This is a genomic window from Synechococcus sp. 'PEA 65AY6A-5F PE A' (genome assembly GCF_047462575.1).
In the GTDB taxonomy this organism is placed as follows: Bacteria; Cyanobacteriota; Cyanobacteriia; order Thermostichales; family Thermostichaceae; genus Thermostichus.
This window is the reverse complement of sequence record NZ_JAOALE010000039.1, coordinates 1-24,910: the sequence shown is the minus strand read 5'-3', so window position 1 is coordinate 24,910 and position 24,910 is coordinate 1. Positions and strand designations below refer to the sequence as shown.

Annotated in this window: 25 protein-coding genes and 1 tRNA gene; 18 read left to right on the top strand and 8 right to left on the bottom strand. The window is 61.5% G+C overall.

Translation table 11 applies throughout. The features are described from left to right. The coding region (locus tag GG26_RS11680) for a DUF4126 domain-containing protein (protein ID WP_414390747.1) at positions 1-569 on the top strand (569 nt) is incomplete at its 5' end. Beyond that, on the top strand, positions 467-679 hold the full coding sequence (locus GG26_RS11675) for a hypothetical protein (RefSeq protein WP_240531069.1): 213 nt from the start codon (positions 467-469) through the stop codon (positions 677-679). The genes GG26_RS11680 and GG26_RS11675, both read left to right, overlap by 103 nt. A 9-nt stretch (positions 680-688) precedes the next feature. Here the strand turns inward: GG26_RS11675 and GG26_RS11670 are convergent, their stop codons facing one another. The 3 genes from GG26_RS11670 to petG all read right to left on the bottom strand — a co-directional run bounded on the left by GG26_RS11670 (position 689) and on the right by petG (position 3,730). Continuing rightward, positions 689-1,726, bottom strand: coding sequence for a hemolysin family protein (locus GG26_RS11670; RefSeq protein ID WP_414390744.1), 1,038 nt, complete (start codon positions 1,724-1,726; stop codon positions 689-691). Between the two features lie 196 nt (positions 1,727-1,922). Next, complete coding sequence (locus GG26_RS11665; protein ID WP_011431446.1) at positions 1,923-3,545, bottom strand: bifunctional pantoate--beta-alanine ligase/(d)CMP kinase; 1,623 nt, start codon at positions 3,543-3,545, stop codon at positions 1,923-1,925. 71 nt (positions 3,546-3,616) lie between these two features. Further along, on the bottom strand, positions 3,617-3,730 hold the full coding sequence (gene petG, locus GG26_RS11660) for a cytochrome b6-f complex subunit V (RefSeq protein WP_011431447.1): 114 nt from the start codon (positions 3,728-3,730) through the stop codon (positions 3,617-3,619). Between the two features lie 222 nt (positions 3,731-3,952). Between petG and GG26_RS11655 the strand changes: the two genes are divergently transcribed. Then, a complete protein-coding gene (locus GG26_RS11655) occupies positions 3,953-5,359 on the top strand; it encodes a 2-succinylbenzoate--CoA ligase (protein WP_011431448.1) in 1,407 nt (468 codons plus the stop codon). Here the strand turns inward: GG26_RS11655 and GG26_RS11650 are convergent. Continuing rightward, entirely contained in the window at positions 5,356-5,937 is a 582-nt protein-coding gene (locus GG26_RS11650; RefSeq protein WP_011431449.1) for a DnaJ domain-containing protein, read from the bottom strand. The genes GG26_RS11655 and GG26_RS11650 overlap by 4 nt on opposite strands. 350 nt (positions 5,938-6,287) lie before the next feature. Between GG26_RS11650 and GG26_RS11645 the strand changes: the two genes are divergently transcribed. The 5 genes from GG26_RS11645 to GG26_RS11625 all read left to right on the top strand — a co-directional run bounded on the left by GG26_RS11645 (position 6,288) and on the right by GG26_RS11625 (position 11,799). Then, a complete protein-coding gene (locus tag GG26_RS11645; protein WP_414390741.1) occupies positions 6,288-7,043 on the top strand; it encodes an ankyrin repeat domain-containing protein in 756 nt (251 codons plus the stop codon). A 731-nt stretch (positions 7,044-7,774) separates the two neighbouring features. Then, positions 7,775-8,125, top strand: coding sequence for a hypothetical protein (locus tag GG26_RS11640; RefSeq protein ID WP_011431451.1), 351 nt, complete (start codon positions 7,775-7,777; stop codon positions 8,123-8,125). Between the two features lie 282 nt (positions 8,126-8,407). Beyond that, positions 8,408-9,328 carry an L-lactate dehydrogenase gene (locus GG26_RS11635; RefSeq protein WP_011431453.1) on the top strand — a complete coding sequence of 307 codons (921 nt, stop codon included), beginning with the start codon at positions 8,408-8,410 and terminating at the stop codon, positions 9,326-9,328. A 157-nt stretch (positions 9,329-9,485) separates the two neighbouring features. After that, positions 9,486-10,118 carry a tRNA (guanosine(46)-N7)-methyltransferase TrmB gene (trmB, locus tag GG26_RS11630; protein ID WP_041439245.1) on the top strand — a complete coding sequence of 211 codons (633 nt, stop codon included), beginning with the start codon at positions 9,486-9,488 and terminating at the stop codon, positions 10,116-10,118. A 67-nt stretch (positions 10,119-10,185) separates the two neighbouring features. After that, entirely contained in the window at positions 10,186-11,799 is a 1,614-nt protein-coding gene (locus GG26_RS11625; RefSeq protein ID WP_011431455.1) for a CPBP family intramembrane glutamic endopeptidase, read from the top strand. Positions 11,800-11,811: 12 nt separating this feature from the next. Here the strand turns inward: GG26_RS11625 and GG26_RS11620 are convergent, their stop codons facing one another. From GG26_RS11620 to GG26_RS11610, 3 genes are read right to left on the bottom strand one after another with little or no spacing between them, the layout of a single operon-like run. Further along, positions 11,812-12,837, bottom strand: a complete 1,026-nt coding sequence (locus tag GG26_RS11620; protein ID WP_011431456.1) for a J domain-containing protein — start codon at positions 12,835-12,837, stop codon at positions 11,812-11,814. Next, positions 12,795-13,721, bottom strand: a complete 927-nt coding sequence (locus GG26_RS11615) for an ABC transporter substrate-binding protein (RefSeq protein ID WP_228375358.1) — start codon at positions 13,719-13,721, stop codon at positions 12,795-12,797. Before GG26_RS11615 ends, GG26_RS11620 begins: the two co-directional genes overlap by 43 nt. A 41-nt stretch (positions 13,722-13,762) precedes the next feature. After that, a complete protein-coding gene (locus GG26_RS11610; RefSeq protein WP_414390737.1) occupies positions 13,763-14,635 on the bottom strand; it encodes an inositol monophosphatase family protein in 873 nt (290 codons plus the stop codon). A 297-nt stretch (positions 14,636-14,932) separates the two neighbouring features. Here GG26_RS11610 and GG26_RS11605 point away from each other — a divergent pair, with 297 nt between their 5' ends. From GG26_RS11605 to coaD, 6 genes are all read left to right on the top strand, one after another. Beyond that, entirely contained in the window at positions 14,933-15,535 is a 603-nt protein-coding gene (locus tag GG26_RS11605) for an FHA domain-containing protein (RefSeq protein WP_414390734.1), read from the top strand. A gap of 20 nt (positions 15,536-15,555) precedes the next feature. After that, positions 15,556-15,627 (top strand) — tRNA-Gln (locus GG26_RS11600). A gap of 211 nt (positions 15,628-15,838) precedes the next feature. Next, positions 15,839-17,320 carry a cobyric acid synthase gene (locus tag GG26_RS11595; protein ID WP_414390731.1) on the top strand — a complete coding sequence of 494 codons (1,482 nt, stop codon included), beginning with the start codon at positions 15,839-15,841 and terminating at the stop codon, positions 17,318-17,320. A gap of 68 nt (positions 17,321-17,388) precedes the next feature. Then, complete coding sequence (gene galE / locus GG26_RS11590) at positions 17,389-18,399, top strand: UDP-glucose 4-epimerase GalE (protein WP_011431461.1); 1,011 nt, start codon at positions 17,389-17,391, stop codon at positions 18,397-18,399. A gap of 71 nt (positions 18,400-18,470) precedes the next feature. Further along, positions 18,471-18,806, top strand: a complete 336-nt coding sequence (gene cutA / locus GG26_RS11585; protein WP_414390727.1) for a divalent-cation tolerance protein CutA — start codon at positions 18,471-18,473, stop codon at positions 18,804-18,806. 22 nt (positions 18,807-18,828) lie between these two features. Continuing rightward, a complete protein-coding gene (gene coaD / locus GG26_RS11580) occupies positions 18,829-19,308 on the top strand; it encodes a pantetheine-phosphate adenylyltransferase (protein ID WP_414390724.1) in 480 nt (159 codons plus the stop codon). A gap of 16 nt (positions 19,309-19,324) precedes the next feature. Here the strand turns inward: coaD and psbQ are convergent, their stop codons facing one another. Beyond that, complete coding sequence (psbQ, locus tag GG26_RS11575; protein ID WP_414390721.1) at positions 19,325-19,723, bottom strand: photosystem II protein PsbQ; 399 nt, start codon at positions 19,721-19,723, stop codon at positions 19,325-19,327. A gap of 164 nt (positions 19,724-19,887) precedes the next feature. Here psbQ and GG26_RS11570 point away from each other — a divergent pair, with 164 nt between their 5' ends. From GG26_RS11570 to GG26_RS11555, 4 genes are all read left to right on the top strand, one after another. Further along, on the top strand, positions 19,888-21,066 hold the full coding sequence (locus GG26_RS11570) for a TRC40/GET3/ArsA family transport-energizing ATPase (RefSeq protein WP_414390718.1): 1,179 nt from the start codon (positions 19,888-19,890) through the stop codon (positions 21,064-21,066). Between the two features lie 342 nt (positions 21,067-21,408). Next, complete coding sequence (gene trmFO / locus GG26_RS11565) at positions 21,409-22,764, top strand: FADH(2)-oxidizing methylenetetrahydrofolate--tRNA-(uracil(54)-C(5))-methyltransferase TrmFO (protein ID WP_414390750.1); 1,356 nt, start codon at positions 21,409-21,411, stop codon at positions 22,762-22,764. Positions 22,765-22,821: 57 nt separating this feature from the next. Then, positions 22,822-24,033 (top strand): acetate kinase, encoded by a 1,212-nt coding sequence (locus tag GG26_RS11560; protein ID WP_099812726.1) that lies wholly within the window; start codon positions 22,822-22,824, stop codon positions 24,031-24,033. Positions 24,034-24,207: 174 nt separating this feature from the next. Continuing rightward, positions 24,208-24,678, top strand: a complete 471-nt coding sequence (locus tag GG26_RS11555; RefSeq protein ID WP_099812725.1) for a hypothetical protein — start codon at positions 24,208-24,210, stop codon at positions 24,676-24,678. Positions 24,679-24,910 lie beyond the last annotated feature (232 nt).

The following is a 24,910-nucleotide window of genomic DNA, read 5'->3' as shown; positions in this document are numbered from 1 at the left end:
ATCCTCCAGCCCGCCAAGCTGCGCTGTGGCGGGAGTACCCCGGAGGTTCTGATGGACAGCCTACCGGCAATTTTTTGGGATTGGGCCTCAGCGCTGCCTGCGGCTTTCGCATTTTTGTGCCGCTGTTGGTGATGAACCTGGCAGCTCGCTCCGGGCATCTGCCGTTGGCTCCCGATCTGCAGTGGATTGGGTCGGAAGAGGCGCTGTCGGTTTTTGCGGTGGCTACCTTTTTCGAGGTTGCTGCCTACTGTGTACCCTGGGTGGATAACCTGCTGGACGTGGTGGCAACGCCGGTGGCGGTAGCGGCCGGGATCCTGGTGATGTCGGCGGCAAGGGATCCCTCTACACTGGAGAAGGTTTTGAGTTGTGAGGGGTTGCTGCCATGCCGCCTCGCTGGCCCCGGAAGCCCTCCCGTCGGGATCCTGAGTTTCGCAAGCTGGATGACCGCTACACCTACGCGGCGCATCTGGCTGTTTTTCTCTGCAGCGCGTCGGGGCTGGTGTTTTTCCAGCAGCTGTATCGGGCGGATTGGCCGTGGCTGCTGCCGCTGTTGGGCGGGTGGGGCCTAGGCCTGGGGATCCACAGCTTCTGGATCTTTTTTGTGGCCCGCTATCCTGCCGATCCGGGTTTGGTGGAGCTCCCCCCCGAAGCCAACGAAGACTCTGCAGAAGCCGGCTAGCGGCCTCCTTCAAGGGGAGCCAGAAGAGAAGAGGCGCTGTCGTCGTTGCCGCTGCAGCAGCAGGGGGGAAAGGTCGCTCTCGTCGTAGATATCCCCCACCAGCTCTTCCAAAATGTCCTCCAGCGTAATGAGGCCGGTGGTGCCGCCAAACTCATCCACCACGATCCCCAGGTGTTGGCGGGAGCGCAGCATCTCTTTGAGCAGCAGGCTGACGCGCTTGGTCTCGGGCACAAAAAAAGGCGGGGACATGGCCTTGGTTACCTCGGCATTGCCCTTTTGCTCCAGGTAGCGCAGGGCCTGCTTGAGGTGGATGACGCCGACGATCTCGTCCTTGGATTCCCCCTGCACGGGGATGCGGGAGTAGCCCGTCTCCAGGCAGAGCTTCACCACATCCTGCAGCGTTTTGTCGTGGGAAATGGTCTCCATTTTTACCCTTGGCTTGGCCACATCCCCAGCCTGGAGCAAATCCAACGCCATCGCCCCGCGAAACAGGCGCCGTTTTTGCCAATCCAGTAGCCCTCGCTGCCCCAGCACATCGATCAACAGCTCCAAATCCTTGAGGGAAGCGGTGGCTGTCAGCGGCGAGAGCTCCAACAGGTTGAACAGTCTGCTGACAACCCACTCAGAGGCAGCGGTAAAAGGGCGCAGCAGCACCGAGAGGACATGGACAGGCCGCACCACCCAGCGGAACACTGCCAGCGGATGGCTCACCGCCAAAGACTTGGGCGCCACTTCCCCCACCAGGAGCACCAGGATCGTGGTGGGCACGGTGGCGGCCAAAGCTCCAAACTGGGATCCCAGCAGCTCAATAGAGATGGTGGTGGCCAGGGCGGCAATGCCGATGTTGACAAAGTTGTTCACCAACAACAGGGTGGTGATCATCCGCGAGCGCTGTTGTTGAGCCAGTCGATAGAGGCCTTGCGGATCCCCTTGTTCTTCGATCAGGGACTCCAAGCGCAGGTTGTCCATAGCCGTGATGGCGGTTTCCGCTCCGGAGCAGGCCCCTGAGAGGAGAAGCAGAAAAGCCAGGAGGAGGACATTACCCATAGTGCTCGCGGCTACCCAGAGCCGGATACGAGTGATTTGGGCCGAGGGGGAGCAGGGCAGGCCAGTATCTCTTCGTCAACAGGATTCCTACCTTAGCGGTTCTGGCCAAGCGCATCGCCCCCCCAAGGCTCAACACCTCAGAATTGAATTGGCCCCATCTCGCAAGCTTGAGAAAATCTTCAGGGTTCAGATAACTTCAGATAATATCGAAATGGGCTGCCCCGGATCGCTCCAAAAGCTGCCGGTACAGCCTCACAATTTTGTCTTCCACCTCAGCTTGGCTCAGGTGATCCGTGTCGATCAGAATGGCATCGGGGGCAGGCCGCAAGGGAGAGATAAGCCGCTCGCTGTCGCGGCGATCCCGCTGCTCGATCTGAGCTTTTAACTCTTCGAGGGACACCACTTGTCCTTGGGCTTGCAGTTGGTGTTGCCGGCGCTGGGCCCGCTCCCCCACCGAGGCGGTCAAAAAGACTTTCAGCTCGGCATCAGGAAAAACATGGGTGCCGATATCTCGCCCCTCCAGGACAGCCCCCCCATCCCGTCCAATGAGGCGTTGCCGCTTCACCAGCTCCTGCCGTACCCCCGGCACTGCCGCCACCTGAGAAACCCAGCGGGTCACCTCTGGGGAACGAATGGCCTGGGTAACTTCCTCACCGTCGGCCCAGATGCGGGTGGGTTCGTCGGCCGAGGGGCCACTTTGTAGGGTTAGTTGGGTTTGGGCAGCCAGTTGGGTCAGTTGCTCGGCGTCGTCCAACGGGATCCCCCGCTGCAGCGCCAGCCAGGTGATGGCCCGGTACATCGCCCCCGTATCCAGGTACAAGAGCTGCAGTTGAGCGGCCACTGCCCGCGCTACGCTGGACTTCCCGGCCCCTGCCGGGCCGTCGATGGCAATCAGCGGGCGACGCCCCCTTTTCGGGGAAGGAGGCACTGCACTCTGCTGTTCTTGGGGCAAGGGATCCACCCCTTCCGGGGAAAGGAGCAGGTTGTCGATGAGGCGAGTTTGCCCTACATAGGCGGCGATGGCCAGTAGCCCCTTATCTTTCACCTCCGATAGGGGCTGGAGGGTTTGCGGATCCACCAATTCCAGATATTGCACGCGCAGCTCGGGGGTGCGCTCCAGCTCAGCACGGGCGGCGGCCAGGATCCCTTCGGCGGAGGGATCCCCGGCTTGCCAGTGGTCGTAACCTCGGCGCAGGGCGCGGTACAGGCTGGCGGCCACCTGCCGCTCCACTGCCGAAAGGTAGCGGTTGCGGGAGCTGTAGGCAAGGCCGTCGGCTTCTCGCACGGTGGGGCAAGGGACAATGGTGGTGGGAATTTGCAGATCTTGAACCAGCCGCTGGATAATTGCCAGTTGCTGGGCATCCTTTTGGCCAAAATAGGCCCGCTGCGGCTGCACCAGGTTTAGCAGTTGCAGCACAATGGTGGCCACGCCGCGAAAATGCCCCGGTCGGTGGGGGGCGCAGAGGGTCTGCAAAAGGGACTCAGGAGGCATGACCCAGGTGCGATCGCCGGCAGTGGCCGGGTCGGCCCCCATCTCCTGCGGGTCGGGGGCAAACACCACATCCACGCCCGCGGCTTCACACAGAGCCCGATCCCCTTCCTCGTCGCGGGGGTAGCGATCCCAGTCTTCGTTGGGGCCAAATTGGAGGGGGTTGACAAAGATGCTGACCACCGTGTGGTCACACTCTTGGCGGCAGCGGCGAATTAGGCTGAGATGTCCTTCGTGCAGGGATCCCATCGTTGGCACCAGGCCTATGGTAGATCCCCGCCAGCTCGCTACCTGCTCCCGCAAAGCCGCCACCGTGCGCAGCCACTGCATCGCCATGCCACCTCACCTGCTGAGCCACTCTCTTGCCGACGGTTTGGTGCCAGCTTTTTCCTCCCTGGCTTTCACAGACCCATCTTATTGCCGCGCTGATACTGTCTGTAGGCGGCCACAAACAGGCCTGCCAAGGTAACCAGCACCATCCCCAAAACGATCCCCAGCAAAATTGGCTCGATCACAACCTAGGCCTCCTACTTCAAACCTAGATCATGATAAGCCAAGCCCAAACTCTTCCTCACCTTGCCCGGGGGGATCCCTGCCAAAAGTCAAAACAACGAAGGTACAGGGGACGCCCCCAATTGCCTCGGTGGAGGGTCAAGTCTCCACGGCTATGGCTTGCTCTTTGATCGCTTTGATCGCTTCGTTGAACCTGCAACTGTCCCGCCCGAACTTGCCGAAAGATGTTTCCCAACCACAACTGCTCTCCCGCTTTGAAGGAGTGTCTGGCTGGGCTGGAAGAGCAACTGCGCCCTCTGGCAGACAAGGCCGTTCCCCTGTTGGTGGCAGACTCGGATCCGCTGCAAGTGTGGGCTGCCGTTTTGGCCTGCCAACACCTGGGGATCCCCCTCTTCTTGGCCAATCCCCACTGGGGAGGACGAGAGTGGGGGCAGGCTCTGGCCAGCCTGGGATCCGCTTGGCGCTGGCGGCGAGGGCAGTTGCAGGAGGGTTCTGCCTCCTCCCACCCCCCTCTGCAGCATTGGCAACAGATCCTACCCAGCGCCGATTGGCCAGTAATCGGGATCCCTACCGGTGGCTCCGGCGGCCAGGTGAAATGGGCAGTGCACTCCTGGCGTACCCTCAGCGCCTCTGCCAGAGCCCACCAGCAGCACTTCAGCGTGGATTGCGTCCATAGCTATTGTGTCCTGCCCCTGTACCACGTCAGCGGCCTGATGCAAGCTGTTCGTTCCTGGCTGAGCGGCGGCCAGTGGATTGTCTGGGATTGGAAACGACAGCAGCAGGCCGAGGCCTGGGATCCGCCTTTGCCGGGCAGCTTTCTGTCGCTGGTGCCCACCCAGTTGCAGCGGCTGTTGCTCAACGCCCAGCCGGGAGTCTTGGAGAGCCTGCGCCAGTTTCGAGCCATTCTGGTTGGCGGCGGCCCCACCTGGCCCAGTTTGCGGCAACAGGCCCGGCAACTGCACCTGCCCTTGGCCCTCACCTATGGCATGACCGAAAGCGCCTCCCAGGTGTGTACGCTCCTGCCGGAAGCCTTTTTGCAGGGGAGCGATAGCCTGGGGCGGCCCCTGCCCCACGCCACCCTGGAGATCCGCGGCGAAGCAGGGGATCCCTTGCCCGCCCAGACGGCGGGCCACATCCACGTGTGGGCGGAATCCCTGGCGCTGGGCTACTACCCTTTGGCGAGGGAGGCTGATGGCCTGGGCAAGTGGCAACAGCGGGGCTTCACCCCTGGAGATTGGGGCTATCTGGACTCAGACGGCTATCTCTACTGGCTGGGCCGCGCCGACGACCTGATCCTGACCGGCGGGGAAAAGGTGATGGCGGCCGAGGTAGAAGGGGAGATCCGGGCCAGCGGCTGGGTGGAGGATGTGTGCGTGCTCGGCCTGCCCGACGGCGAGTGGGGCCAGCAGGTGGTGGCGGTGGCCGTGCCCAAGGCTGGGATCCCTGCCCTCCCCGTAGAGCTGGAGAGGCACCTAAAGCAACACCTGAGCCAACAACTGAGCCCCTTCAAGCACCCTAAGCAATGGCTATGGTGTGCCGGGATCCCGCGCAACGCCCAGGGCAAAGTCAGCCGCCAACAGCTGCGGCAGTGGGCGGCCCAGCAGTTGAGACTGGCAACGCCAGGCAGCTAGCCGGATCCCTCCCGGATGCCCAGACGGGCCAAGTCTCGCCAGATTTCAAAGGCCAACTCGCGGTTGTGTGGCTCTGTGGCCAAAGCTTTTCTCAAGTAAGCCTCTGCCTGCTGGTAGCGACCCTCGCAGATTAAATGATTGCCGAAGCGCTGATAGGCCAAAGCCAAGATGTGGATGGCTTCCTTGGAGTTGGGAAACCGCTTCAGCAGCGCCTCCGCCAGAGCCACTGCCGTGGGCAACTTACGCTCGCGCCAAGCCGCCTTGACGCGGGCAATCCCTGCCTCAAGGGATTCCCGAGCCGGTGGTTCTGCTGAGATGGAGCCTGACCCAGTGGTGCGTACAACCACGCGCCTTTCCCCCCTCACAGAACTGGGTGGAGAGTGTCGTTGGGCGTCGTAGCGCCGCCGCTCTTCAGGGTTGCTCAGCACTTGGTAGGCCTGGTAGATCTGCTCAAATCGTTCTCGGGATCCCTCTCCTGCCACATCGGGGTGAAACTGCCGCGCCAACCGGCGAAAGGCTCGCTTGATATCTTCGCTGTTCGCTTGGGGAGAGAGGTTCAGGATTGCATAGTAGTCCATGAGCGGCAGCAGAAGAGAGGGTGAGGGGCTGCTGAACCTGGGCGAAGAGTCAGCTCTGGCTCGGAGCTACGCCGATCATGCCATGCCAACCTGGGCTGAACCAAGGGATCCCCTCGGCGCTCATGCAATTTAGATCCAATCTAGTAGAGAATCATTCTCATGTTGAGGCATGGTGCTGCATTGACCATTCTGACTGAGCGCTAAGAGGCATCTCTTCGCACAGCTACCTCAGAGGCAGGGATCCAGTGCTAGACTTTGCCCAAGTTGTAAATTCCAGACTTTGCCTAACTCTACTCCTAACTGTTCTCAAAGTACTTTTAGCTGTCTCTAAGTCCTATTTCTGAGTGACTATGAGCGAAGCACTGCACCGCGCCCTTGCCAATGAAGACCCGCAAGGATTGCTGGCTTACTTGCAGCAAGGGGGAGATGTGAATGCTCCCGATTCGCAGGGGTTCACCCCGCTTCACAAAGCAGTACTCATCGGCAATCTGGAGCTGTTGGACTTGCTTTTGGCTTATGGCGCTTCCGTCGACTCGATGGATTCCACAGGGGCTACGCCGCTCCATTTGGCTGCTGCCAGCGGCCAGGTGGAAGTGGTGGAGCGGCTTCTCAAGGCAGGCAGCGATATCGATCTGCTAGATCGCTATGGATACACTCCTCTCCATCAGGCTGCCCTAACCGATCAGGCAGAAGTTATTGGTCTGCTGATCCAAAAAGGGGCAAAAACCTGTGGCGTTCTCCACTGGGCTACAGCTACGGGTAGGAAAAGCGTTCTCGCCCGCTTGCTCTCCAAGGGGGCACCGGTGGATGCCGTTGATGAGACGGGGCGAACTCCTCTGCACGAGGCGGCCACACAAGGACACTTGGGCATCGCTCGCTTTCTCATTTTGTACGGGGCCGATGTCAACGCGCGCAACCGCTTCGGGGCGACACCCATGCACTGGGCTGCCTGGGAAGGGCATATCCAGATCCTAGAGCTGCTGTTGGAAAATGGGGCCGAATTAAACCCCCGCAATCACGATGGACACACTCCCCTCGCCTATGCCCAGAAACGTCAGCACAGGCTAGCTGCCCAATGGCTGCAAGACCGAGGCGCAACCCTTTAGTTTGGCTTAAGGGATCCCTACTTCTTGGGAGACGGGAGATAGAGTTGGAAGGAATTCCACAGAAAAAGGAGAGAGGATGTTAGATTTCCCCTCTCCGATCTCTTCGTCGCGGTTAGCGTTAACGCCATCTAGATTCTAATCGATAACTCGCATCTGGTTCAATTCCTTTCTCCAGATTTTAATCTTCTTCCAACATCATTTTTTAGAGAACAAAACAAAGACGGAACAGCTAGCTTGTTCCGAAAACATCCGTTTATCTCCTTACTTTCTAGAGGATTGGTAGCCATTCCAAATAGCTCAAGATACTTCCCCAGCGCTTCACGCCGCTTTCGCTTGCTGGCCCGCCGACGCAAGCGCGATCACCCTCGACTGCTACCTCCTACTTCAACACGATGTTGGCGGAAAACCTCCCCCTCTCCCATTAATTGATATTTAGTCTCATTAACTTTGTGGAGAAAAAGGGATCCCTGCCAAGCGCAGGATGGCCAGTTCCGCCGGCGCGGGATCCCTGCTGCGTCCAAGACAAGAGAGGAAGACTGATGGATATGACTCCACCACTCAACCGGGTGACAGTATAGCACTATTGAGATTAAGTTGCAATATATCCCCATGGCATATCGGTTCCTCTTTGATAAAGACTTGCATCAAACCGAGTGAGTCTGGTAGAGTACCTAGCTAAAGTAGTTGGAAAAATTTGCAGCTAGGTCTTCGCAGGTTGCGGAGTGGTGAGCATGACATGGCAACAGGTTCAGGCGGGCGTGTGGTGTCGGCAGTTGGGGCAATTGGCGCCCCAGTGGTGGCTGGGGTGGAGTCCTGAGCAGGGCTTCCGGCTCTATCGCCAAGAGTCCCTACCTTCTCTCTCTGCTTTGCGGATTCGCTGCCAAGAGCGAGATGGCTGGCTGGATGTGTTTTTGGGAGAAGCGGAGCAACATCTCCAGCGGCGGCGCAGTCTCTTAGACGCAACGGCGCGGGTGGCTTTGCACTACTTGCCGGAAGAGCTGGTTCAGATTCGGTCTCTTCCACGTCCTCATGAGCGCATTCCTCTGGAGCTTTGGCAGCGGCTAACCCAGCAACGGAGTTGAGGTCTACCCAAGAATTCTTAAAAAACCATTAAAACCCTTACTGAGCTGCATTCAAAGTCACTTCACCCCGCGGGGATCCGAGGCGACCGGGAAGGCGGAAGTTCTGTTCCCTTCCAGCCTTTCTTGCTCTGGGGAGCGATAGCCCCTCTGCTCTTTTTCTCTCCGCCTGGCCAGGCTTAAGCTGGGAAGGGAAGTGCAGCGGCTGAAGCCATGACCGTTTCTGAGCACCAACCCAAGCCACGCTTTGAGCAGCAAGCCGGTGGGCTGACTGCTCGCCGCCTTTTGAAGGGATCCATCATCGGCGCCGGGCAGGTGGGCATGGCCTGCGCCTACGCGATGCTTATCCAGAACACCCTCGATGAGCTGGTGATCCACGACATCGACCGCGCCAAGCTGGAAGGGGAAGTGATGGATCTGGTGCATGGGATCCCTTTTGTGGAGCCGACGCGGATCTGGGCAGGGGAGCTGGCCGATTGTGCCGGGTCAGACGTGGTGATTGTGACGGCGGGGGCCAAGCAGCGGCCTGGAGAAACCCGTTTGGATTTGGTTCACCGCAACGTCGAGATCTTCAAAAGCTTGATCCCGGCCCTGATGGAGCATTGCCCCAGCGCCATTTTCCTGGTGGTGAGCAACCCCGTTGACGTCATGACCTATGTTTCCCTGAAGTTAGCGGGGCTGCCGGCGGGGCAGGTGCTGGGGTCGGGAACGGTTTTGGATACGGCTCGCTTTCGCTATCTGTTGGCCCAGAGGCTGGGGGTGGATCCGCGCAGCCTGCACGCCTACATCATCGGCGAACATGGGGATAGCGAGGTGGCCGTCTGGAGCAAGGTGAACATCGCCGGCACGCCGATTGGCCAGCTCTCGCCGGAATGGGATCCCGCCCATTTGGGCGATATCTTCGAGCAGGTGCGCAATGCCGCCTATGAGATCATCCGCCGCAAAGGGGCCACCAGCTATGCCATTGGTCTGGGGGTGGCACAAATTGTCCAGGCCCTGGTACGGGATCAGCGGCGCGTTTTAACCGTGAGCAGCCTCACCCAGGGAGAATATGACCTGCCGGAGGTCTGCCTTAGTTTGCCGAGAGTGGTCGGTCGGCAAGGGGTGGAGCGCACGCTGGCCATGTCCCTCACCGAGAGCGAGCGGCAGCAACTGCACCGCTCTGCCCACATCTTGCGGCAAGTCATCGACAGCATCCGGTGGTAGAGCTGGGCTGCCGGATCCCGTTTGTTTTGGATCCACCGTTGGGTTCGCTACGGCTGTGGCTGACGGCAGGAGGTGGTCTGTGGAAGCGGACGTGCAGCGAGCACAGCAGGCCCAACTTGAGAAAGGCTCCTCTGTTCCCCCCTGGACAGGGATCCCGCTGCAGAAGGGTCTCGGCCAGCGACTGCGGCAACACGTCAACCCCCTGCAGGCTCAGTACCAACAACCCACCCCCCCACCCCACTGGGAACGGGTGTATCGGCGACTGGGGCAGCCCTTGCATTTGGATATCGGCTCAGGGAGCGGACGCTTTTTGCTGCGCATGGCCCAGGAGCAGCCCGACTGGAACTTTTTGGGGGTAGAGATTCGACAGCCGCTGGTGGAGCGGGCCAATGCTTGGCGGGACGAGCTGGGGCTGGATAACGTCCATTTTCTGTTTGCCAACATCAACGTCTCCCTGCGGCATCTGTTTGCGCCGGGAGATCTCAGCCGGGTCACCATCCAATTTCCGGATCCCTGGTTTAAAAAGCGCCATCACAAGCGGCGGATCGTCCAACCGCGACTGGTGGCGGATCTGGCCCTGCTGCTGCAACCGGGCAGCCCCGTCTTCCTGCAGTCGGACGTGCGGGAAGTGGCCGAGGAGATGGTCGATCGTTTCCTAGAGCATCCGCAGTTTTGGAATCCCTACCAGGGGCCCATCGATGACAACCCCTTCGGCATTCCCACCGAGCGGGAGTGGCAGTGCCTGCAGTTGGGTCTGCCCATCTACCGTTATTGGCTAGAGCGACGCTGACCCCTTTATCCGGCTGAAGCCAATAGAAGCTAGGATATAACCCGCTGGAGTTGCCTCGGTTGCTGCCATGTCTCCCTCTGAAGCCACGGCCTCTGTCGATCCCTTTTCCGCTTGGCTTTCTGTTCGCCGAGGGATCCTCAACCTGCTGAGCCTATTGGCCCTTTTGATTGTCGGGCTTTCGCTTTCCAGCAGTTGGTTTCAGCCGCCGCCGCAAACGCAGTTGGATCTGTTGCAAACCAATCTCGCCCTGCAGGCTGCCCGCACCCTCGACGATCCCCGCTATCAGGACCTGGCGCGGGCTCTGCTGGGGCAGAACGTTTTCGAGCTGGCCCACAATCGCTACCAGCAGGTGGCCGACAACTACGCCGAACGCCTGCAGCGCCTCAAACGGATGGCACGGCTGGAAAGGGCGACTTCCTCGGCAGGGGGCAAACCCGAATTGGCCAGGGTATCAGATGCGGTGGGGCCGGCCTCAACCCCAGAAGAAGTGGATCCCGTCCTCCTGGCTTCTGTCCAGGATCTGCAGGCGGAGCTGGACGCCCTGCGGCTGCGCCTGGGTCTGCTCTACGTCTACCAGGAGGATCTGGAGGCAGCCCAGCAGCAGTGGCAAGAGGTAGTCGATCCAGAACGTCCCTTGGAGCTGGAATCCGGCCAGAAGAGGGTGGCACAGGTTTTACAAGGGCTGTGGGGAACGCCACGGCGCATCTTGCCAGAGGCCGAGGTGCAAATCCGCAACCACCTGGACGGTTGGTTTGAGGCGGTGGCCCTGCAGCAGCTCTACCGGCTGCAACAGCGCAGCGACAGCCTCAATGCCCTCAACCAGCAGCAGGAAAAATTGGCCTTGGCAGCCCTGTTCCGGCTGGCGGTGGTGGGCGGGATCCCGCTGCTGGGGGCGCTGCTGGGGCTGGTGCTCTTGTTGGGCTGGCTGGGCTGGAGCTTCTGGCGCCAACGTCCTCTTGTGGGCCCGCCGTGGGAGGTGCCTTGGCCGGGGATCGGGGCGCAGGCGGTCCTGACCGGTTGGTTTTTGGGTTTCATTCTCCTCAATGCGCTGGTGCCTCGCCTTTACACGGTCGGGCTCGGCCTGGGGACGCAGCAGCTCAGCCCTTGGCATCAGGCGGTGGCCCTGTTTCTCACCTACAATGCGGGCGCTCTGCTGGGGGCGGCGCTGTTGTACCGGCTTCTTCGGCTCTATCCCGGTTGGCAGAAGGTGCTGCAGGTGCGGCTGTGGGGCCCTTGGATCCTCTGGGGCCTGGGCGGCTACTGGGCGGCCCTGCCTTTGGTGGTGCTGGCAGCGGCGCTGTCGCAGTTGCTGCTGCCCCAGGCAGGGGGCGGGAACCCCATCTTGCCTCTGCTGCTGGAGAGCCATGGCTGGGGGGCGCGCTTGGTGTTTTTGGCCGTGGTGTCTGTCTGTGCCCCTGTTTTTGAGGAGGTGCTGTTCCGGGGCTTTTGGCTGCCGACGCTGAGCCGCTACTTGCCGATGGGGGCTGCCATCTTGCTCAGCGCCTTCACCTTTGCCCTTGCCCACCTCAACCTTTCCGATCTGTTGCCTTTGACCATGCTGGGGGTGGTGCTGGGGGTGGTGTACAGCCACAGCCGCAACCTGCTGGCCCCCATCCTGTTGCACAGCCTCTGGAATACGGGATCCCTGGTCACGCTGCTGGTGTTGGGGGGCGCTTCCTGAGGGGAGTTTGGCCTACTTTTTCTTGCCGAAGAGGCGGCTCCAGAAGCCGCCGCTATCCTCTTTGCGCGGCGGTGGCACGATTTTCTGGGCCTGGGAGGTCTGACGGCTGGCCGAGGGAACGGGAACCGGCTGTTGGGTGGTGACCTGCTGCAGCCAGCGGCGCACCTCGGCCATCAACTCGGCGTTGGCCGGCTCGAGGCGGCTCGCCTGCAGGAAGTCGGCCTTGGCCATGCCAGCGTTGCCCTGCTTGAGGTGGGCGATACCTCGGTGCAGATAGTAACGGGCCACGTTGGGCTGGGCGCTGATGGCGAAGTTTAAATACTGGATGGCAACCCGGTACTGCTTGCGCTCGATCATGTCCAGCGCCTGCAGGAAGCGGGTCTCAGCGGGGCTAAGTTGCGGGGTTGGGGGCGAAGGAGGGGCGGGCTGGACAGGGGGAGCGGTGGGTGGAGCAGCCGGGATCCCGCCCAAGGTGGTGCGGCTGGGGGAAGGGGTTGGGATCCCCGTCGGGGTGGTGGTTTTGGCAGCAGGGGCGGGGATCCCTTTGTAGCCGGCCTTGAGCAGCAGGTAGGCTAGGTTGAGCTCGCTCAACTGCTCGGTTTTCTCCAGCAGGGTGGCCATAGAGCTGTATTGCTCTTTGGCCAGCTTCTCCACCCGCCGGACATATTCTTCCTGCCAATCGGCGCGCTCGGCCAGGTCTTTGACAGCTTCTCCAGTGGGCCACAGATCGGGGGGTGGCGACTCCAGCAGGCGTTGAACGCGCAGCTTGAGCACAGTCTCATATTCTGACCGCTCTCGCTCCTTGGCCAGCACCTCGTTGGCCGGGCTGACCAGCTTGGCGAAGAGGACGTTGGCCCGCTCTGCCCCTTCCGGATCCCCGACAAAGCGATCCGGGTGCAGAGCCTTGGCCGCCTGCAGGTAGCCGCGTCGGATCCCTTTGGCATCGGCGGTGAGGGGCACGCCCAAGATGGCGAAATGGTCGGTCTCGTAGCGGGCTAGCCCTCGGGTGAGGCGGGGGACATCAGAGTTGGATCCCATAGTTGCCACTTCTCCAAGATGCGTTGCAAAGTTCCGTTTTCGGTCAGGACTGCGATCGCCCCATCCACGGCTTCCTTCAGGGAAGGATGCTGTGAGGATACCACGCCCACCAAAGGAATCGGGAACAGAGGCGGCCCCGCCAGGCGCAGCCGGGATCCCGCCTGGCGCAGGCTCAGGGCGGCAACGGGCTGATCGACGAGCACCGCATCCAACTGGCCAGCCTGGAGCTGGGCAAACAAGCGATCCGGGTTGCTGGTGGCAAAAAGACGAATGGCGTTGCCCCGCCTCTCGTTGTACGCCTCCAACAGAGCGGCTCCCGTACTGTTAACTACAATGCCCACTTTGCGGCCAAAGAGTTGCGACAGCGCCTCAATGGGAGCTTCCTCTGGCCCGGGATCCCGTACCACCAAGCGCTGCGGGCTGAGGTAGTAGGGTCGGGTGGCGAGAAACTGCTGCGGATCCAAGCCCAAAGCTTCCCGCGCCCCCCAGATGAGATCCACCTCATCCGCTTGCAAAGCCGCCAACTGCTCGCTCCAAGCCACATAGACGGGCTCCACTCGCACCTGCAGCGTCTGGGCAAGCGCCTCCAGGATATCCCACTCGAAGCCGGCGTAGGTTTGCCGCTCCAGGTCAGTGTAGAGGTAAGCCGGGCCCAGGCTGGGATCCAGGCCAACCCGGATGCGCCCCCGCGCCTGAATCTCGGCCCAACGGGAATCGGGAACCTGTGCTCGCTCGCTGGCAGGAGCGGGCAGGGTCGGCTTTGGGGCAGGCTGAGGGTAGGCCGGGATCCCCAAGAGCAGCGCCAGGCCAAACCCTGCCGCCCAACAACGACGCCGGAGCTTTTTCCCGGCCAAGTTATCTCCCTTGCCTTGCGAAAGAGCCATGAGGGCCTTTGCGTAAACCTTACCCAATTTTCGCCTGATCTTTACCTGATCTTTAAACTTTGGCCGTTTTGCTCCCCAGACCGGCGATCCCGCCGCATGGGGAAGGAGATCGGCAGAGGGCTGACCTGGGCCAGTTCTTCCTGAAGAGCAGCGTGTAGCCAGCCGTTGCTGGCCAGCAGGCGGCCACTGTACACATCCACCGGGCTGCCATCGTAGGCGGTGACCTTGCCGCCCGCCTCTCGCACCAAGACAATCCCGGCGGCAATGTCCCAGGGGGAGAGGCCCCGCTCCCAATAGCCGTCCAACTGGCCGGTGGCCACGTAGGCCAAGTCCAGGGCAGCCGATCCACCTCGCCGCACTCCCTGGGTGAGGTGGGTGAAGTGGCAGAACTCGGCGTAGTTGTTGTCGGGGGTTTCGCGGCGGTCGTAGGCAAAGCCGGTAACTAAGAGGCTGTGGGAGAGTTCAGTTGTGGAAGAGACGCGGATGGGCTGGCGGTTGCGGGTGGCGCCCATCCCTTGTACGGCGCGAAAGAGATCCCCGCGAAAGATGTCGTAGATCACCCCCAGCACCGGCTCCCGCCCCTCCAGCAGACCAATAGAGACGGCAGCAAAGGGATAGCCATGGGCAAAGTTGGTGGTGCCATCGAGGGGATCGATCATCCAGGCGTAGGCGCCCTGCGGGGATCCCTGCTGGCCGGATTCTTCCGTCAAGATCACATCTTCGGGGAAGTGCCGCCTTAAGATTTTCAAGATAAGCTCCTCGGAAGCGCGATCCGCTGCTGTTACCAAGTCGCCCGGACGTTTCTCCTCAATGGCAAGGGTGCCCCCCACGTAACTGCGCAGCAAAGCCCCTGCCTCCAGGGCCGCCTCTGTGGCCACATCTAACCGACGCAACAGGGCCTCCGTCACACCCACACCTCAAGGCTACAAACCTGCTACCCAGAATAGCCCGCCCGCGGCCAAGGCTGTGGCTCCCAAGGGATCCCTTAAAACGGGAATAGCTCCGACCTGAACCCAAACCCAATTTTTCCAATTTTTTTTAGGAAAAGGGAGTATCTCCAAGGCTGCCTGTGGTGTATAATAGTGTACATTAAGGCCTATGAGTTTTCCACCAGCCCGCCAACGCCGGGGGGATGTTGGGTGTCTCCTAGTTTCTGGGAACTCTAGGGTTCAGGGAGTTGGACTGGAAGAGCCAGGCTGCCGGGCAGGTAGTTGAGCGTCGAGGAGGAAACGCTGTTGCCCCAGAGCTACGACGATTTTTTTACCTCTACTACGGCAGTGGGCAGAGGCCATCTGTCCGGCAGTCAGGACTTCGATCTGCCGTTGGATCTGTTCGACCAAGTCCCGCAGCAGCCGGTGTCTCACCCGGAGTTCACCCTGTCCGTCTGCCATCCTGTGCGGCCCTGCAGCTACATCCTGCGGGAGAGCATTTACACGATCGGACGGGATCCCTCCAATGCCATCCAGATTGTCAACCGCTTCGTCTCCCGCCGCCACGCCTATTTGGTGCGAGTGCCCACCAAGTCCAATCGCACAGGATTTACGTATTGTCTAGTCGACGGCAACCGCAAGGGGCAGTCCAGCACCAATGGGGTGTTCGTCAACGGCACGCGGGTAGCTACCCACTACTTGAGGAGTGGCGATGTTATCTACTTTGGGCCGGAGATCCGCGCCTACTTCTTCGAGGTGGCCCGCATTCCCCCTCTGCCCAACCCTTTTGAGGTCAACCCTGACCTCGGCAAAGGATCCAACTTGGTTCCTGAGGAGATGAGAGGTGGCCGCAGCCTGTTGACAGATCCAAGGTTGCATCGCTAAAGTAGTCAAGCAGTGTAAATTGGGGCATCGCCAAGCGGTAAGGCAGCGGGTTTTGGTCCCGCCATTCGGTGGTTCGAATCCATCTGCCCCAGTCTTAAGCTGGGCTAGGTCTGCTTGAGACAGCAGAAGGCTTTTTTGGGCAGTTCCCCTTCGCTGATTCGGGAACTTCCCGCTAGGCGCAAGGGTACGCTTTTTGCATTGCTGGCGCGAAGACTTTGGCCAGCAGAGGGCCAATCCGTCAACCTAGCGCAGTCGGCTTAGGGGAGAGGGTGGACAATCGGCCTGGGAGGGAAAGGGAGCCGAATGAGCAGTGCTTGCCGATCCTTGATGGTCGTGGGGACTTCTTCCCACGTGGGCAAAACCCTTTTGGTAGCTGCCCTCTGTCGCCTTCTCAAAAAGGCGGGGAAGAAGGTTGCCCCTTTCAAGGCCCAGAACATGTCGCTGAATGCCTACGTCACCCCGGAGGGCCATGAGATTGCCTATGCGCAGGCTCTGCAGGCTTGGGCCGCCGGGATCCCGCCCGCGGTGGAGATGAACCCGATTTTGCTCAAGCCGCAGGGCAACCTGACTTCCCAGGTCGTCCTCAACGGCGTGGCAGTAGATACCTGTCGCGCCGGCGAGTACTACGAGCGCTGGTTTGCGCCGGCCTGGGAGGCGGTGAAAACGGCCCTGGCCCGCTTGCAACAGCAGTACGAGTGGATTATCTGCGAGGGGGCAGGCAGCCCGGCGGAGGTAAACCTCAAACACCGGGATCTGGCCAACACGCGGGTGGCTTTGCATCTGGGATCTCCCACCTGGCTGGTGGCGGACATCGACCGGGGTGGGGCGCTGGCCCATGTGGTGGGCACCCTGCAGTTGCTAGAGCCGGCCGAGCGGGCCCTGATTCGCGGCATTGTTATCAACAAGTTTCGCGGCGCGCGGGAGCTGCTGCAGCCTGGCCTCGATTGGCTGGAGAACTACACCGGGATCCCCGTGGTCGGAGTTCTGCCCTGGCTGGACTGGACGCTGCCGCAGGAAGATTCGCTGGGCCTGGAGGCCGGCCCCCACCTCTGGGAAGTTCGCCGTCCCCGGCGGGGAGACCGGCTGGAGATTGCCGTGGTTCGCCTGCCCCAGGTGGCCAATTTCTCTGACTTCGACCCCTTGCTAGCAGAGCCCAGCGTCCATCTGCGCTGGGTTGGCCCTGGCCAGAGCCTGGGATCCCCCGATGTGGTCATCCTGCCCGGCAGCAAAACCACCCTCAAGGATCTGCTGGTGCTGCGCCAGAGTGGCCTAGCCGACCAACTGCGCCACTATTCCGGCCACATTGTTGGCATCTGCGGCGGGCTGCAGATGTTGGGACAAACCATCGCCGATCCTGAAGGCCGAGAGGGAGTTGCCGGCACCTACCCCGGGTTGGGCCTCTTGCCGCTGACCACTGTCTTGCAACCCACCAAGGTCACCCAGCAGGTGCAAACACAAAGCCGCTGGCCTGCCACCACCCCCGTCCAGGGGTATGAGATCCACCAAGGATCCACCCAGGCCAATTCCTCAGGCTGCCTGCCAATCTTTGAGCAAGAAGGCTTGGGTTGGCGGGATCCCACAGGCCGGGTCTGGGGCAGCTATCTGCACGGCCTCTTCGACAACCACCGCTGGCGGCGCCACTGGCTAAACGAGCTGCGCCGCCAAAAAGGCTGGGATCCCTTGCCGGAGTTGGACGGCCACTATGCCCAGCAACGCGAAGAACTGCTGGATCGTCTGGCAGAGGCCTGGCGGCCTCATCTGGATTGGCATCAGCTCCTGGAATAGGCCGGGGCCATTGCCAAGGTCTGCAAGAGTAGCTGTATTCTAGACAGGAATTTCCTTCCCCCTGACCTATGCGGCTTCTGGTTACCGGCGGCGCGGGCTATATCGGCAGCCACACCTGTAAGGCCCTGGCAGCCCACGGCCACCTGCCAATTGCCTACGACAACCTGGTTTACGGCCACCCTTGGGCCGTTCGCTGGGGGCCTTTGGAAATCGGCGACATTGCCGACCGCCAGCGGCTGGATCAGGTCATTCGGCAGTATCGGCCCGAAGGGGTGATTCACTTTGCCGCCTATGCCTACGTGGGCGAGTCGGTCAAGGATCCGGGCAAATACTACCGCAACAACGTGGCCGGATCCCTGACCTTGCTGGAGGCCATGCGGGATCACGGGATCCCCTACCTTGTCTTCTCCAGCACCTGTGCCACCTACGGCGTGCCGGAGCAGATCCCGATCCCGGAAACCCACCCCCAGCGCCCCATCAACCCCTACGGCCAGAGCAAGCTGGTGGTGGAGCAGATGCTGCGGGACTTCCAGACCGCCCACGGGATCCGGTTTATCAGCCTGCGCTACTTCAACGCCGCCGGCGCCGATCCCGACGGAGAAATCGGCGAAGCCCACGACCCCGAAACCCACCTCATCCCCTTGGTGCTGGAAGTCGCCGCCGGCCAACGCCCCCACATCACTGTTTTTGGCGACGACTACGACACCCTCGATGGCACCTGTATCCGCGACTACATCCATGTCGCCGACCTGGCGCAGGCCCATGTGTTGGCCTTAGAAGCGCTGGCGTCTGGCCAGCCTGTGCAGGCAGCCTACAACCTGGGCAATGGCCAGGGCTTCTCTGTTCAGGAGGTGATCGCCACGGCAGCAGCGGTAACTGGAAGACAGATCCCGGTGCAAGTTGGAGCCCGTCGACCGGGGGATCCCCCCTGCTTGGTGGGCGATGCCACGGCCATCCAGCGGGATCTCAACTGGCAGCCCCGCTATGCCGACTTGGCCGAGATCCTGCAGACAGCTTGGCGCTGGCACCAAAGGCGGCCCTATTTTGCCAAGGCCACACCGCCGCTCCGGGGGGCTTGACCCAACTGGGATGGCGATCCGAGGATCCAGCGGTACGATCAGGGGAGGTCGACGCCTAGAGCTTGCTTCCGATGGAGGAAAAGACCGCCCCCGATACCCTGGCGGTTGTCATGACCACCGTGGGATCCGAAGCCGACGCCCATCGTTTGGCGCACACTCTGGTGGCCGAGCGCTATGTGGCCTGTGCCCAGGTGCTGCCGCCGATCACCTCCTACTACCGCTGGCAGGGATCCCTGCAGACAGAGAAAGAATACTTGCTGCTGCTTAAGTTGCCCAGCAGTGCTTATCCCCGCCTGGAACCGCGGCTGCGGGAGCTCCACCCCTACCAGGAGCCGGAGATCCTGGCTCTGCCGGCTGCTCAGGTAAGCGCTACCTATCTGGCGTGGGCCCGAGAGCAGGTAGGCTAAGAAGAGCGGTACCCTCTCTAGCATGATTGCCCTCTACCCCGGCAGCTTCGACCCCATCACCTTTGGGCACCTCGACATCATCGAGCGGGCCAGCCGTCTGTTTTCCAAAGTCATCGTTGCAGTCCTGAAAAACCCCAACAAGACGCCTCTGTTTACTCCTGAGCAGCGGCAAGCCCAGATCCTCCTCTCTGTTGCCCACCTAAAAAACGTTGAGGTCGACACCTTTTCCGGCCTGACGGTGGCCTACGCCCGCCAGCGAGGGGCAAAAGTCATTGTGCGCGGCTTGCGGGTGCTATCTGACTTTGATGTCGAGCTGCAGATGGCCCACACCAACAAGCTCCTGGCTCCTGAGTTGGAAACCCTTTTCCTTGCGACTGCCAGCGAGCACAGCTTTGTCAGTAGCAGCTTAGTTAAGGAAGTGGCCAAGCTAGGCGGCCCCATTGACCACCTGGTACCCCCGCCGGTGGCTCAAGATCTGCGGGAGCGTTTCCCCTTAACTTGATCCGCTCTGTCCCCAACTACGAAAACAGGGCCTTGAGCTCTTGCAGTGTCTTTCTCACCTTGGCCTGGGCAGCTTCCACCTCTGGTTGGTCGTAGGCTTTGGCGGCAAAGTCCAGTTCTTCCAAGCTGCGGCCCATTTCCTTGGCCAAGCGCAGCATCTCCCGCTTTTGCTGCTGGGGCAAGGTGTTTGCCAGGCTGGTTAGGGTCTTGCGGGTCAGGCCCATCGGCCCGTGAAGGTAGGAGCGGATCTCCAGCCAATCCTCAGCGTCCACCAGGCTCTGCAGCCGCTCTACGTGTTGCTCTAGCTGCTGTAGCTCTCGGGGCAAGGCGGCAGCCGCCTGGACAGGAAGGGATCCCAGCCACAGGCCCAACGTTAGGATGGCAAGTAGCAGCAAACTGCGCCAGCGACGCATCATCCTCCACCTCCCACCTGTCTTCACCGGCTTGACTCTTGGCCATTACTTCCTCAGCAACCATATAATAGTGTACCTGTTGACTGCCCTCCAGCCCTTGGCTGCTCGGAGGAGAAAAGAGCAAATCGGTTAGCCTAGAACTGTAAAAGAATGTAAACGGCGCTCCCATGCAACGCATCATCCTCATGACTGGCAAGGGAGGGGTCGGCAAGACCTCGATGGCGGCAGCAACCGGCTGGCGTTGTGCCGAGCTTGGCCTAAAAACCCTGGTGCTGAGCACCGATCCGGCCCACTCCCTGGCCGACAGTTTCGACCAACCTTTGGGCCACGAGCCGGTGGAGGTCAAACCCAACCTCTGGGGAGCAGAGCTAGACGCCCTGCAGGAGCTGGAGCTGAACTGGGGATCCGTCAAGACCTACATCACGCAGGTGTTGCAGGCCCGCGGGCTGGATGGCGTGCAGGCGCAGGAGCTGGCGGTGCTGCCGGGGATGGACGAGATCTTCGCCCTGGTGCGGGTCAACCGTCACTACGACGAGGGCAAGTTTGATGTGCTGATTATCGACTCGGCTCCCACCGGTACGGCCTTGCGCCTTTTGAGCCTGCCCGATGTTTCCGGCTGGTACATGCGCAAGTTCTACAAACCTTTGCAGGGGTTGGCGCGGGTGCTGCGCCCCATTGCCGAGCCGATTGTAAAAGGGCTAACCGGGATCCCCCTGCCGGATGACCAGGTGCTGGATGCCCCCTACGAGTTCTACCAGAAGATCGAGCGGCTGGAGCGCATCCTCACCGACAACCGCATCACCTCGGTGCGCCTAGTCACCAACCCCGAAAAGATGGTGATCAAGGAGTCGCTGCGGGCCCATGCCTACCTCAGCCTCTACGGCGTCGCCACCGATTTGGTGATTGCCAACCGCATTTTGCCGGAAGGGGTGGTGGATCCCTACTTTGCCGCCTGGAAGGCCGCCCAGCAGAAATATCGCCAGGAGATCCACGAGAACTTTGCCCCCCTGCCGGTGGTGGAGATCCCGCTTTACCCAGAGGAGCTGGTGGGGTGGGACGCCCTGGCCCGCCTGAAAAAGGATCTCTGGGGGGATCGCAACCCGGCGGAGGTGTTCTACGCCGAGCAGACGATGAACGTGGCTAGCGACAACGGCCAGTACCGCCTGGATCTGTACTTGCCCGGGATCCCAAAAGAGCAGGTGGAGCTGAGCAAAACTGGCGACGAGCTCAACATCCGCATTGGCAACCACCGCCGCAACCTGGTGTTGCCCCAGACCCTGGCCGCCATGAAGCCGGCCCGTGCCAAGATGGAGGAAGATTACCTGCGCATCCATTTTGCCGCCTGAAGCCGCAGGGCAGTGTCCTGCTTGCCGTTTGCCAAAAAGTAGGCTTGTTGGAGTTGTTCCTGGTCGAGAGTGGGCATATTTGCAGGACGGGAGGAACTCTGGCTGGAAGAGAGCCCACGGAGGGGTGGGGAAGCGCCTTCATCTAGCTGTAGCCCTCTTCGGGCAAGGAGTTGGGCAGCAGCCTGGTTGGCCTCCATCGGTTGGGCCTATTCTCCAACCGCTTGCCCTACACCGTCCAGCTTGAGCCATGCTGATCATCAAGGTCACCTCCTTGGGAGGTTGCTCTTCTGGCCCAGCGAGGGCCCCTTTTTCGCTTCCTGAGGACTGTTGCGGGAGGTCATGATGCCCCATTCCATGAGCCGAGCAGAGACCCTAGCTCCCATCCATGTGGTGGGTGGGGGGCTGGCGGGGACAGAAGCCGCCTGGCAGATTGCCCAGTTGGGGGTGCCCGTCATCCTGTCGGAGATGCGCCCTGTGCGGCAGAGCCCGGCCCACCATACGGATCTACTGGGAGAGCTGGTGTGCAGCAATTCCTTCGGGGCCCTAGCCAGCGACCGGGCGGCAGGGCTGCTTAAGGAAGAGCTGCGCCAACTGGGATCCCTGGTCATCGCCACCGCCGATCGCCACGCCGTGCCGGCAGGGGGAGCCCTGGCCGTGGATCGGGCCCGCTTTAGCCAGGCCCTAACGGAAGCCATCGCCAACCATCCCCTCATCACCCTGCGCCGGGAGGAGGTGACCGGGATCCCGGAAGGGATAGCCGTCCTCTGCACGGGCCCGCTGACCAGCGAGCCCTTAGCTAAGGCGCTGCAAGCTTTTACGGGCCTGGAATACCTGAGCTTTTTTGACGCTTCCAGCCCCATTGTTACCGGGGATTCCCTCAACCGGGCGGTGGTGTTTCAGGCTTCCCGCTACGACAAGGGGGAAGCGGCCTACCTCAACTGCCCCATGACCGAGGCGGAGTACGAGCGCTTCTGGCAGGCGCTGGTGGAGGCAGAACAGGTGCCCCTTAAGGATTTTGAAAAAGAGGAGCGCAAGTTTTTCGAGGGCTGCCTGCCCATCGAAGAAATGGCCCGCCGCGGCAAAGATACTCTCCGCTTTGGGCCCCTGAAGCCGGTGGGGCTGGTGGATCCGCGCACAGGATCGCGGCCCTATGCGGTGGTGCAGTTGCGCCAGGAGGACAAAGCGGGCAAGCTGTGGAACCTGGTGGGCTTTCAAACCAATTTGAAGTGGGGAGAACAGCAGCGGGTCTTTCGCCTCATCCCTGGCCTGGAGGCGGCGGAGTTTGTCCGCTTTGGCGTGATGCACCGCAACACCTTTTTGAATTCGCCGCAGCTTCTGTTGCCTACGTTGCAATTTCGCCGCCGGCCAACGCTGTTGGCTGCCGGCCAGTTGGTGGGCACCGAAGGCTACGCCTGTGCCGTGGCAGGAGGGTGGCTGGCCGGACAGAACGCCGCCCGCCTGGCCCTGGGGCTGTCTTTGATCACGCTGCCGCCGGAGACGATGATGGGATCCCTGTTTCAGTTCATCAGCAGCGCCGATCCCAAGCACTTCCAGCCCATGCCGGCCAATTTTGGCCTCCTGCCGGAGCTGGAGGGGCAAAAAGTTCGCAGCAAACAAGAGCGCTACGCCCGCTACCGGGATCGCGCCTTGGCTGCTCTGGCGGCCACAGGCCTGGTGCGCCAGGCGCAAACTGCCTGAGTTCCCAACCCTGCAGGCGCAAACGGCCAGCTAGCCTGGAATAAAAGGAGGGATCCCGTGCCCATCCTGGTCGTCAACGCCGGCTCCAGCAGCCTCAAGTCCTCTCTCTTTGCAACCGTTGAGGGCAAGGTGGAGGCCACCCCCCTCTGGCAGGCGCAGGTGGACTTTGCCTACCAGTCCGGCCAAGTCTTGATTCAAACTCGGCGGCGGGGCGGCCCCTGGGAATCTTTTCCCCCCCTTGCCCCAGAAGCCGGCATTAGCGGTTTGGCTCCCCTCTTTCAAAGCCTCTGGCAGGGGGAGGGATCCCCGTTGGCCACAGCGGCTGAGATCAAGGCCATTGGCCACCGGGTGGTGCATGGGGGATCCCTCTATCGCCAGCCCACCTTGATTACGCCCGAGGTGGAACAGGCCATCGAGCAACTAAGCCCCCTGGCACCGGCTCACAATCCCCCTGCTCTTGAGGGCATTCGCCTCCTGCGCCAACTGTTGCCTGGGATCCCGCAGGTGGCTGTCTTCGACACCGCTTTTCACCAGCAGATGCCTGCGGCAGCCGCCCTCTATCCTCTTCCCTACGCCTGGGCCGAGCAAGGGATCCGCCGCTACGGCTTCCACGGCATCAACCACGAGCACTGCGCCCGCCGCGCCGCTGAGATCCTGGGCCGGCCCCTGGAAGAGCTGCAGCTCATCACCTGCCACCTGGGCAATGGCTGTTCTCTGGCGGCCATTCGCGGGGGCCACAGCGTCGACACCACCATGGGCTACACCCCCCTGGAGGGCCTGATGATGGGATCCCGCTCCGGCTCGGTGGATCCGGGGATCCTCATCCACCAGTTGCGCCGGGGCATGGACGTGGAGGAGCTGGATCGGATCTTGAACCGGGAATCGGGCTTGCAGGGCGTGTCCGGCCTCAGCAGCGACATGCGAGTGATCCTGGAAGCCATGCAGGCAGGCCATGCCCGCGCCGAGCTGGCCTTTAACCTCTTCATCCACCGCCTGCGCAGCCAGATTGGGGCCATGCTCATGAGCCTGGATCGGCTGGATGCTTTGGTCTTCTCCGGCGGCATCGGGGAAAACGCGGCGCCGGTACGGGCCGCAGCCTGTGCCAACCTAGGCTTTTTGGGGATCCAGATCGACCCAGTTCTCAACGCCGGATCCCCGCGCAACTGCGACATCAGCACCTCTGATGCTCCGGTGCGGGTGTTGGTCATCTCAGCCCAGGAAGACTGGGCCATTGCCAATGCCTGCCAAAAGCTCCTGCAAGAGGAATAGGCGAAGGAGCTCAGGCTGCTTCTAGCCAGGTTTTCTCCTTTCCAAGGACTGGCTCCGTCGAGACCCTCCCGCCACAATGGAGCCAAAGCCCTGGGCAGGGGAGGATAGGAGGAACCCTCCCTTTCTGCCAAGAGAAGACTTGCAACCCAGCTCATTTGAAGGTAACGGAAACCTATGCAGCCTGCCCAACTCCTGAACAGACGGATCCCCCTGCTGTGGCTCCTGGGCGTCGTTTTGGCGGGATGCGGGGAGACGACCAGCAGCAGCCCCCTGCCCCTGCCGACGCCCCTCCCTCCTCCTTCTCTAACCATCACCGATCTCTCGCCCCGCACCGTCCCCGTAGGGCAAACCCCCACCTTTGTCGTCTCCTTCCGCGTCGAGGCTCCTGCCGGGATCCGCGGATCCAACGCTTTCTTGGCTGCCGTCACCACTCCCCTGGGCAACTTTGTAACCCTAGGGGCTTTCGACGCTTCCCAATTGCCCGGCTGCTTCGTTGGAGCCACCGCCTGTACCGTAACAGGGCTTACCCTGCCCCAGAGCCGCTTTACCGTCACCCAGACGGGATCCCATCAACTCACCATCAGCGTTTTCGATCGCCAGGAGCGGCTGGGCAGCGGCAGCTTTACCTTCAACGGCGTGCTCTAGAGCTCAAAAGCGGAATCCAGCCTTGCTAAGCAAAACGCCACCGAGAATTTGCAAACGCAAGGGGCCTCCTCGTCGCCAGCGCAGACGTTGACAAGGCTTTGCTTCTCTGAGGAGAAAGCCATTTCCAGTAGCCATCAGAACCTCCGGGGTACTCCCGCCACAGCGCAGCTTGGCGGGTGGGGGATAGGAGGTGAGACGAAGGGGTTCAATGCCCCTGAGTCTCACAATCTGG

What these genes read in the sequence shown, in the direction of transcription:
- GG26_RS11670 (WP_414390744.1), bottom strand. Translation starts at nt 1,726, where the DNA reads ATGGGTAATGTCCTCCTCCTGGCTTTTCTGCTTCTCCTCTCAGGGGCC.
- GG26_RS11665 (WP_011431446.1), bottom strand. Translation starts at nt 3,545, where the DNA reads ATGCAGTGGCTGCGCACGGTGGCGGCTTTGCGGGAGCAGGTAGCGAGC.
- GG26_RS11655 (WP_011431448.1), top strand. Translation starts at nt 3,953, where the DNA reads ATGTTTCCCAACCACAACTGCTCTCCCGCTTTGAAGGAGTGTCTGGCT.
- GG26_RS11650 (WP_011431449.1), bottom strand. Translation starts at nt 5,937, where the DNA reads ATGGACTACTATGCAATCCTGAACCTCTCTCCCCAAGCGAACAGCGAA.
- GG26_RS11645 (WP_414390741.1), top strand. Translation starts at nt 6,288, where the DNA reads ATGAGCGAAGCACTGCACCGCGCCCTTGCCAATGAAGACCCGCAAGGA.
- GG26_RS11640 (WP_011431451.1), top strand. Translation starts at nt 7,775, where the DNA reads ATGACATGGCAACAGGTTCAGGCGGGCGTGTGGTGTCGGCAGTTGGGG.
- GG26_RS11625 (WP_011431455.1), top strand. Translation starts at nt 10,186, where the DNA reads ATGTCTCCCTCTGAAGCCACGGCCTCTGTCGATCCCTTTTCCGCTTGG.
- GG26_RS11620 (WP_011431456.1), bottom strand. Translation starts at nt 12,837, where the DNA reads ATGGGATCCAACTCTGATGTCCCCCGCCTCACCCGAGGGCTAGCCCGC.
- GG26_RS11615 (WP_228375358.1), bottom strand. Translation starts at nt 13,721, where the DNA reads ATGGCTCTTTCGCAAGGCAAGGGAGATAACTTGGCCGGGAAAAAGCTC.
- GG26_RS11595 (WP_414390731.1), top strand. Translation starts at nt 15,839, where the DNA reads ATGAGCAGTGCTTGCCGATCCTTGATGGTCGTGGGGACTTCTTCCCAC.
- galE (WP_011431461.1), top strand. Translation starts at nt 17,389, where the DNA reads ATGCGGCTTCTGGTTACCGGCGGCGCGGGCTATATCGGCAGCCACACC.
- cutA (WP_414390727.1), top strand. Translation starts at nt 18,471, where the DNA reads ATGGAGGAAAAGACCGCCCCCGATACCCTGGCGGTTGTCATGACCACC.
- coaD (WP_414390724.1), top strand. Translation starts at nt 18,829, where the DNA reads ATGATTGCCCTCTACCCCGGCAGCTTCGACCCCATCACCTTTGGGCAC.
- psbQ (WP_414390721.1), bottom strand. Translation starts at nt 19,723, where the DNA reads ATGATGCGTCGCTGGCGCAGTTTGCTGCTACTTGCCATCCTAACGTTG.
- GG26_RS11570 (WP_414390718.1), top strand. Translation starts at nt 19,888, where the DNA reads ATGCAACGCATCATCCTCATGACTGGCAAGGGAGGGGTCGGCAAGACC.
- trmFO (WP_414390750.1), top strand. Translation starts at nt 21,409, where the DNA reads ATGCCCCATTCCATGAGCCGAGCAGAGACCCTAGCTCCCATCCATGTG.
- GG26_RS11555 (WP_099812725.1), top strand. Translation starts at nt 24,208, where the DNA reads ATGCAGCCTGCCCAACTCCTGAACAGACGGATCCCCCTGCTGTGGCTC.